Source organism: Acinetobacter sp. AKBS16, from assembly GCF_002899995.1.
Classification (GTDB): Bacteria; Pseudomonadota; Gammaproteobacteria; order Pseudomonadales; family Moraxellaceae; genus Acinetobacter; species Acinetobacter baumannii.
Map to the genome: position 1 here is coordinate 74,109 of NZ_POYH01000080.1, position 9,009 is coordinate 83,117.

Consider the following 9,009-nt stretch of genomic DNA (forward strand, 5'->3'; position numbering starts at 1 on the left):
GACTTTGGTGATGTGCTGCTGTCTACATTGTTAAACGATGAAACAGTTGATCAATATTATGAACAGAGTTTTAAACAGCTTATTCATTTGCAATCGATTAATGGGGCTGAACATTTCCCGGCTTATTCTTATGAAAAGCTTTTATCGGAAATGCAGTTGTTAACAGATTGGATGTTACCGTCACTCGATATCCATCCAACAGCTGAGCAAAAGAAAACTATTGATGATGCATTTGATTTCTTGGCTCAGGCAGCATTAGCTCAACCGCAAGTTATTGTACATCGTGATTTTCATAGCCGTAATTTAATGAAAATTGCTAATGAAGAAGAATTGGGAGTAATTGACTTCCAAGACGCGGTTATTGGGGCTGATACATATGATTTAATCTCGATTACACGTGATGCATACGTGCAGTGGAATGCTGAGCGTGTTTATCAATGGTTTAAAGTGTTCTATGAGCTTTTACCAGCATCTGCTAAACAAAACCGAAGCTTTGACCAATTTAAACGTGATGCTGATTTAATGGCAATTCAACGCCATATCAAAATTTTAGGTATTTTTGTCCGTTTGTTTGAGCGAGATGGTAAGTCTGGTTATTTGAAAGATTTACCACGAGTCATGTGGTATTTACTTGAAGAGAGCCGTGGCTATCATGAGCTTGATGACTTCATGGCGTTTATTCACAGTTCAGTAATGCCTAAATTTATTGAAAAATATGGCCTTTATGAGGTTGCAGCATAATGAAAGCAATGATTTTAGCTGCTGGCTTGGGCAATCGTATGCGTCCACTCACACTATATACACCAAAGCCTCTGCTTGAGGTAGGTGGTAAGCCACTTATTGTGTGGCATATTGAAAAACTTAAGAAAATTGGTGTGACCGAAATAGTCATCAATTCTGCGTGGTTAGCCGACAAACTCATCAGTAGCTTGGGAGATGGCTCTCAATTTGGTGTGGATATCCGTTGGACACGAGAAGAAGAAGGGCTGGAAACAGCTGGCGGAATTATTAATGCTTTGCCACTGCTTGGAACAGATCCTTTCATTCTGGTGAATGGAGATGTATGGACTACAATGGATTTTGAAGCTCTACGCCATATTAAGTTAAATGATGATTTGGCACATCTTGTATTAGTTGATAATCCTAAACAGCATCCCGAAGGCGACTTTACATTATTAAATGGACGCGCTTTTGCGTTTGATCAAGATGTGAAGGGCGAGAACCTCACGTTTAGTGGTGTATCTGTTATCCATCCTAAGCTTTTTGATGGATTGGAAGCTGGTAAACGTCCTTTAGCCCCACTGTTGAAGCAAGCCATGCACAATCAAAAAATATCTGGTGAAAAGCTTAAAGGTGCATGGGTGGATGTGGGAACGCCTGAGCGTTTAATGGAGCTAGATTTGCAAATTCGTGAAGGCTTCTACGATTAACTGCGTAATCGCTAATCGTTAACTAGTGTTCCACGATGCATAAATGGGTATACTTTGTTTTAAATTTTACTTAGATGTTATCTGTTTATGCATCCGTTTTTTCAAGAGTTACAACAGGGTAGTCAAAAATTAGGTTTATCGCTTAGCGATGAAGCTTTGACATTATTGTTGAAGTATCAAGATGCTTTGGTACTTTGGAACAAAGCTTATAATCTAACAGCGATTCGTGATCCGAAAGAAATGTTAGTGAAGCATTTGTTGGATAGCCTAAGTATTTTGAAAGATTTGCCAGCAGGTCGTTTGCTCGATGTAGGTACAGGGGGTGGCATGCCAGGCATGATCATTGCTTTATGTCAGCCAGAACGCTCTTGTGTATTGCTTGATTCAAATGGTAAGAAAATTCGTTTTTTGAAACAGTTTATTGCTGACCTTAAGCTTAAAAACGTAATAGCTGTGCAAACGCGTGTTGAAAATCAAGATACAATTGATGAACTTGGCCAATTTGATGTAATAACAAGTCGTGCATTTGCATCATTAACAGATTTTGTTGAGGCTGCGCGTCCATATTTACATGAGCAGAGTATAATTGCCGCGATGAAAGGACTGATTCCAGTTGAAGAAATGGAAGAGCTTAAGCAGGAATTTTCATGTAAAGTGATTGAACTGCATGTACCGAGACTTGATGAACAACGTCATTTACTTTTACTTCAACGAATTTAAATAAAAAGTATTAGGGTTACCATGGCTCAAATTATTGCGATTGCAAACCAAAAGGGTGGTGTTGGTAAAACAACGACTGCAGTAAATCTTGCAGCGTCACTAGCTGTATTGAAAAAACGTGTGCTACTTGTCGATATAGATTCGCAAGGTAATGCTACGATGGGGTCTGGTATTCAAAAGAATGATCTACTTTACTCAATTACGGATGTGTTATTGGGTGAAGTGCCAATCGAAACGGCAATTCAAAAAGCTGAGGTTGGATATAAGGTTTTGGGTTCAAACCGTGAACTTTCTGGTGTCGAGCTTGCTATTGCCGAGCAAGAAGGTCGTGAGTTCATTTTAAAGAATGCTTTGAATGAAATTCGGGACTCATTCGATTACATTATTGTTGATTGCGCGCCTAGCTTAAGTTTAATTACCGTGAATGCTTTAGCTGCAGTAGATGGTGTAATCATTCCAATGCAATGCGAGTACTATGCATTAGAAGGTTTGGCAGATTTAACTCAAACGATCGATCGTATTCAAAAAGCGTTAAATCCAGATTTGGAAATTATTGGTGTTTTACGCACCATGTATGATGCGCGTAATGCCTTAACTCGCGATGTATCAGCTGAGTTAGAGCAATATTTTGGTAAGAAACTCTACGACACGGTGATTCCACGTAATGTTCGTTTGGCTGAAGCTCCAGCACATGGTTTGCCAGTGATTTATTTTGAAAAAAGTTCGAAAGGTGCAGTTGCATACTTAAATCTTGCGGCTGAGATGTTAAAGAAAAGTAAAGTGAAGAAAGGAAGTAAAGTATGAGCATCAAAAAACGCGGATTGGCGAAAGGTCGTGGTTTAGATGCATTACTTGGTTCAATTCAAAAAGAAAAATTACAATTAGAAGCTCAAGCGCTTGATCATGGTCAGTTAAAGCAAATTGACGTGAAGTTGTTGAAACGAGGTGAATATCAACCACGTCGTTTTATCCATGAGCATGATTTGCAAGAGTTGGCATCCTCTATTGAAAAACATGGGGTAATGCAGCCAATTGTTATTCGTCCTGTAGATGATGAAGCTCATCCTTACGAAATTATTGCAGGTGAGCGTCGTTGGCGCGCAGCTCAAATTGCTGGCTTAACGGAAATCCCTGCAATTGTTCGTGATTTAAATGATCAGGTTGCTATTGCTTTAGCACTTATTGAAAATATTCAACGTCAAGATTTAAACCCGATTGATCAAGCGTTGGCGCTACAACGATTCCATGATGAATTCGGTTTAAGCCATCAAGAAATTGCTGATACAGTCGGTAAAGCAAGAACAACGGTAAGTAATTTATTACGTCTGTTGAGCTTGGCTGATGATATTAAGGAGTTTATGCAGCAAGGCCAGCTTGATATGGGGCATGCTCGTGCCATCTTAACTTTAAAGGGCAAAGAACAACTTGAAGTTGCAGAAATTGTAATTGAAAAAGGATTATCTGTTCGTCAGACTGAGCAGTTAGTACGCGATTGGAACGAGCCTAAACAGGAAAAGGAAAAAGCTCCTGTTGCACCAGACATTGAGCAACTAACTCAGAAATTATCAGAACGTTTTGGTGCCAATGTTAAAATTGATCATAACCAGAAAGGTAAAGGTAAGCTTGTTATTCACTATCATTCACTCGATGAGTTAGATGGTATTTTGAATATTTGTTTACCAGATTAATTCTAAGTTAGGTCATATATTTCTAATTTATATTCTTGGGGAAGAAAATATGTGGGAACTTGTGAAAGCGGGCGGCTGGTTAATGCTGCCTTTAATTTTGTGTTCAATTTTAACCGTCGCAATTAGTATTGAGCGTTTTGTACGTTTAAGACGTTCACAAGTTTTACCTAAAGTACTAATGAATGATGGCAGTGCAGATATTTCTGTTGTCATAACAAATTTGGAACAGGATAATAATGCGCAAAGCACGGCATTGGGCAATATTCTAAAAGCTGGTTTTGAGCATCAGGAACATGGCGAACAATTTGCTCGAGCACAAATGGAAGCTATGGCTTCTCAAGAAATTTCTTATTTAGAAAAAAATATTAACTTCTTAGGGACCTTAAGTGCTATAGCGCCGCTACTAGGGCTGCTTGGAACAGTTGTGGGAATTATTGAGTCTTTTTTGGTTATTGATTTTGGTTCGGCAGGTAGTCCTAGTTTAATGATTCCCGGTATTTCCAAGGCTTTGATCACAACAGCAGTTGGTATGCTCATTGCAATTCCTGCACTTATTTCCTATCGATATTTTCAAAGAGTAGTGCAAGATTATATTGCTGAGTTAGAGCAACAATCGACGCTATTTCATGCCTCATTGTTTTACAAACGTTCTTCAGTCATGCAAGAACATCGCCGCGTTGGTTGATGGGTAGATCGCAATATGAAGTTTAAACGTTCTCAGGTTGAAGACATTCATATCAATCTAACACCTATGATTGATTGTTTATTGTTCATTCTAGTGTTTTTATTGTTATCTACCACTTTTAATCAGCCAAGTCGCATCAATTTAACTTTACCAGATGCACAAGGTGTTCCACCAAAACAGTACGATCATAGAATTGAAGTCGTGGTAGACTCTAGCGGACATTACGCCGTGAATGGTCAGGCGCTATCTACCAAAGATGTGGCTGATTTGAGCACTGCAATTAAGCAAATTGCTCAAGAGCGACGTGACTTTATGTTTATCATTGCTGCTGATGCAAAAGCATCCCATCAGGATGTTATTCGTGTTATGGATGTAGCAGGACAACTCGGTTTTGTTAACATCAATATTAGTACCAAAGTTCCTTCTAGAGGTTTTTCTGAGTGAATCAAGATTTTAAGGTTTATTTACGTCTCATATCCTATTTAAAACCTTATTGGGGCGTGGCCTTATTAGTTCTTATCGGGTTCGGTATGAACTCAGCGACGGAGGTTTCTGTTGCTAAGCTCATTAAATTTATTATTGATGCAATTCAAAATGCGAGTAGAGCGGATCTGGATTGGTTCCCTTTATTAATCATTTTATTGGTATTCTTCCGTGGCCTTGGCCTATTTATGGGGGGGTACTATACGGCTGTAATCTCGCGTAGTTTGGTTTTTAGTATTCGCCAAGAAGTTTATGCAAAACTTCTAAGGTTACCGGCTCAATATTATCTCGATAACTCTTCGGGACATATTACTGCCAAAATTATGTATAACGTCGAGCAACTTACAGCTGCTTCATCTGAATCATTAAAGACCATTGTTCGGGATGGCATGATTACTTTGGGGTTATTAGGTTATTTGTTCTATACCAATTGGCGTTTAACAATTTGTATTATGGTGTTCTTACCTGTGATTGGGATTTTGGTGCGTAAAGCTTCAAAAAGAATGCGCAAGCTTTCGATGCAAGTTCAGGACACTATGGGTGATGTTAACCATGTAGTGCAAGAAAGTATTAATGGTAATGCAGTTGTTAAAAGTTTCGCTGGTGAAGAGTCAGAACAAGAGCGTTTTTATAAGTCATCGGAAGAAAACTTAAAACGTGGTTTAAAAATGGTGATTGTGCAAAACCTAAATAGTCCTGTTGTTCAAGTGGTGATGGCTTGTGCAATGGCTCTAATCGTATGGTTAGCATTAAGACCACAAATTTTAGGGAATACAACTGCTGGTGAGTTTGTTGCATATATTACGGCAGCAGGATTACTTTCAAAGCCTGTTAAAAACTTAACTGATATTAATGAGAAGTTACAACGTGGTTTGGCTGCAGCACATTCAGTTTTTGAATTATTAGATTTACCTGAAGAAGAAAATAGTGGTCAGCTTAAACCTCAGTTGCATGGTGCAATTCGTTTTGACCATGTTGTACTTAACTATGCTGACGGTACGCAAGCGATTAAAGACTTTTCTTTAGATATTCGTCCAGGCGAAACTGTTGCATTGGTAGGGCGCTCTGGTGCTGGTAAAACTTCTTTAGTGAATATGTTGGTACGTTTCCAAGAAGTCTCAAGTGGTCAAATTTATTTAGATGATTTACCAATACGTGATATTGAGCTTTCAAGTTTGCGTACACAAATTGCGATGGTAAATCAGCAAGTTGTTTTGTTTAACCGAACTGTACGTGAAAATATCGCTTATGGTCAGCTACATGATGCGAGCGATGAAGAAGTTATCGCAGCGGCAAAGGCTGCTTATGCCCATGACTTTATTATGAACTTACCAGATGGCTACGATACTGTTTTAGGTGCCCAAGGTCTAAACTTATCCGGTGGTCAACGTCAACGTATCGCAATTGCTCGTGCAATTTTGAAAAATGCGCCTATTCTCGTTTTAGATGAAGCTACAAGTGCGCTTGATAATGAATCTGAACACTTTATTCAACAAGCATTTGATGAGGCTATGCAAGATCGTACAACGATTGTGATTGCTCACCGTCTATCAACCATTGAAAATGCGGATCGTATTGTTGTGATGGACCGCGGACAAATTGTTGAACAAGGTACTCATCAAGAATTACTTGCTAAACATGGTGCTTATTATCAATTACATCAGCGTAATTTTGAGGACCATTAAGTATGTCTTTAGCCCAGCTGATCCAAAATGCATGGAATAAGCAATCAAGTTGGTTGATTGTTTTACGTCCTTTGTCTTGCTTGTATCGTGCTGGGTTTTTACTAAATCGTGGTTTTTATAGTTCAGGCTTTAAAAAAGTTTATACCGCACCTGTGCCAGTCATGGTAATTGGCAATATTACGGTGGGGGGAAGTGGAAAAACGCCATTATTAATAGAGCTCGTCAATTATCTAAAGCAGCATAATGTAAAGGTAGGGGTAATTAGTAGAGGCTATGGTGGAGCTGGCCCTTTTCCTGTGTTGGTAACATCGGCCAGTCAAGCAGCTGAAGCAGGAGATGAACCTGCTTTGATTGTACAGTCAACTGGCGTACCTATGGCAGTAGGACCCAATAGACAAGCTGCAATCGAGTTATTATTAGCATCGACTAAACTAGATTTAATTATTAGTGATGATGGATTGCAACATTGGGCATTAGATCGTCAGCTAGAATGGATCGTACTTGATCAAAATCGTGGCCTTGGAAATAGAAAGTTATTACCAGAAGGATATTTACGTGAACCTGCGGAACGTTTAAAAACTAGTACGGTAATCGAGCATACTTTCACACCAACAACTACATTGCATATGCATCTTGATGCAGGGCAACCTTACTTGTTGAATCCTTCTTCGGCAACTGAATTATCATTCAATATTCAAAATAATTACCATGCAGTAGTCGGTATTGGTTTTCCTCAGCGCTTTTACCAAACACTTAAAGGTTTAGGGGTGACACAACTTCAAGAGCATGCTTTTCGTGATCATCATGATTATGTTATTGATGACCTTCTATTTAATGATGACCAATCTATCATTACAACTGAAAAAGATGCAGTTAAGTTGTTACCATTACTTGAAAAGCATCCAGAATTTAAACGACCTATTTGGGTTGTGCCAGTTAAAGCTGTTTTGTCTGAAGAGTGCTATCAGGTTTTAAATCAGCAATTGCAAAAGCTTGATATTCAAATATCTTAGGAAGAAAAAAATGAAACACATCGTTATTCCAGCACGCTTCTCAAGTTCGCGTTTGCCAGGTAAGCCATTGTTACTTATTCATGATCGTCCTATGATTTTACGAGTAGTGGATCAAGCAAAAAAAGTTGAAGGTTTCGATGACCTATGTGTAGCAACGGACGATGAACGTATCGCTGAAATATGTCGTGCAGAGGGCGTTGATGTTGTTTTAACAAGTGCAGACCATCCATCGGGAACAGATCGTTTAAGTGAAGTTGCTCGTATTAAAGGATGGGATGCTGATGACATTATTGTAAACGTACAAGGCGATGAGCCATTACTGCCAGCCCAGCTTGTTCAGCAAGTTGCAAAGCTTTTGGTTGATAAGCCAAACTGTTCAATGTCTACATTATGTGAGCCTATTCATTCGTTGGATGAATTTCAGCGTGATAGTATCGTAAAAGTAGTCATGTCTAAACAAAATGAAGCATTATATTTTAGTCGTGCAACTATTCCTTATGATCGAGATAGTGCTAAACAAGCTGAACCAACTTTACATAGCCAAGCATTTCGTCATTTAGGTTTATATGCTTATCGTGTGAGCTTATTACAAGAATATGTTACATGGGAAATGGGTAAACTTGAAAAGCTCGAGAGTCTTGAGCAATTGCGTGTTTTAGAAAATGGACACCGTATTGCTATTGCTGTAGCAGAAGCGAATTTACCACCAGGTGTTGACACTCAAGCAGATCTTGATCGTTTAAATAATATGCCTGTTGAGTCTTTTGAGTAAGCGTTAATTTAATGAATCAGAATGTGACTTCTAAGGTTTATCCGTGGCAACAGACAATGTGGGAAACGTTAACAACACGTTTTCCTAATATTGGGCATGGCTTATTATTTTATGGTAAACAAGGTTGTGGTAAACATGCTTTTGCTAAGCATTTCTTAGCGTGGGTACTTTGTTTAAATAAACAACCTCAAGGTGCTTGTGGTGAATGTAGTAGCTGTCAATGGTTAAAATCAGATACGCATCCAAACTATGTTCATATCACGACAGATGAAGAAAATAAAAAACAGAATGCAAAAATTAAAATAGAAAAAATTCGAGATTTATTGCCATTTGTACAACAAACTGGTGAGGGATGGCGTGTTGTTGTTATTGAGCCAGCTGAAGCTTTAAATCTTGCGTCATCAAATGCGCTGCTAAAAACCTTAGAAGAGCCAGGTGAACGCGTCGTTTTAATCTTGTTGGCCGATCATTATTTGAAATTACCGGCAACCATTCGAAGTCGCTTACAGCATTTTGCTTTAGACCGTATTTCA

Annotated in this window: 10 protein-coding genes and 1 pseudogene; all 11 read left to right on the forward strand. The window is 38.8% G+C overall.

Annotated features, from left to right (window positions below; translation table 11 throughout):
* A partial coding sequence (locus C1642_RS14240; RefSeq protein WP_228153899.1) for an aminoglycoside phosphotransferase family protein occupies positions 1–741 on the forward strand: 741 nt, incomplete at its 5' end.
* Positions 741–1,430, forward strand: a complete 690-nt coding sequence (gene murU / locus C1642_RS14245) for an N-acetylmuramate alpha-1-phosphate uridylyltransferase MurU (RefSeq protein ID WP_000646457.1) — start codon at positions 741–743, stop codon at positions 1,428–1,430. The genes C1642_RS14240 and murU, both read left to right, overlap by 1 nt.
* An 87-nt stretch (positions 1,431–1,517) precedes the next feature.
* Complete coding sequence (rsmG, locus tag C1642_RS14250; protein WP_000553193.1) at positions 1,518–2,150, forward strand: 16S rRNA (guanine(527)-N(7))-methyltransferase RsmG; 633 nt, start codon at positions 1,518–1,520, stop codon at positions 2,148–2,150.
* Positions 2,151–2,171: 21 nt separating this feature from the next.
* Positions 2,172–2,954, forward strand: a complete 783-nt coding sequence (locus C1642_RS14255) for a ParA family protein (RefSeq protein ID WP_000057212.1) — start codon at positions 2,172–2,174, stop codon at positions 2,952–2,954.
* Positions 2,951–3,838 (forward strand): ParB/RepB/Spo0J family partition protein, encoded by an 888-nt coding sequence (locus C1642_RS14260; protein WP_103236478.1) that lies wholly within the window; start codon positions 2,951–2,953, stop codon positions 3,836–3,838. Before C1642_RS14255 ends, C1642_RS14260 begins: the two co-directional genes overlap by 4 nt.
* Before the next feature lie 49 nt (positions 3,839–3,887).
* On the forward strand, positions 3,888–4,523 hold the full coding sequence (locus tag C1642_RS14265) for a MotA/TolQ/ExbB proton channel family protein (RefSeq protein ID WP_000264035.1): 636 nt from the start codon (positions 3,888–3,890) through the stop codon (positions 4,521–4,523).
* Between the two features lie 15 nt (positions 4,524–4,538).
* Positions 4,539–4,967: an ExbD/TolR family protein gene (locus C1642_RS14270; protein WP_000669686.1), complete on the forward strand. Its 429-nt coding sequence runs from the start codon at positions 4,539–4,541 to the stop codon at positions 4,965–4,967.
* Positions 4,964–6,691, forward strand: coding sequence for a lipid A export permease/ATP-binding protein MsbA (gene msbA / locus C1642_RS14275; RefSeq protein WP_103236479.1), 1,728 nt, complete (start codon positions 4,964–4,966; stop codon positions 6,689–6,691). The genes C1642_RS14270 and msbA overlap by 4 nt, the downstream gene beginning before the upstream one ends.
* Positions 6,692–6,693: 2 nt before the next feature.
* Positions 6,694–7,704 carry a tetraacyldisaccharide 4'-kinase gene (gene lpxK, locus C1642_RS14280; RefSeq protein WP_103236480.1) on the forward strand — a complete coding sequence of 337 codons (1,011 nt, stop codon included), beginning with the start codon at positions 6,694–6,696 and terminating at the stop codon, positions 7,702–7,704.
* A gap of 10 nt (positions 7,705–7,714) precedes the next feature.
* Entirely contained in the window at positions 7,715–8,476 is a 762-nt protein-coding gene (gene kdsB, locus C1642_RS14285; protein ID WP_000680702.1) for a 3-deoxy-manno-octulosonate cytidylyltransferase, read from the forward strand.
* Positions 8,477–8,487: 11 nt separating this feature from the next.
* A pseudogene (locus C1642_RS19515) lies at positions 8,488–9,009 on the forward strand (DNA polymerase III subunit delta'); the annotation flags it as partial.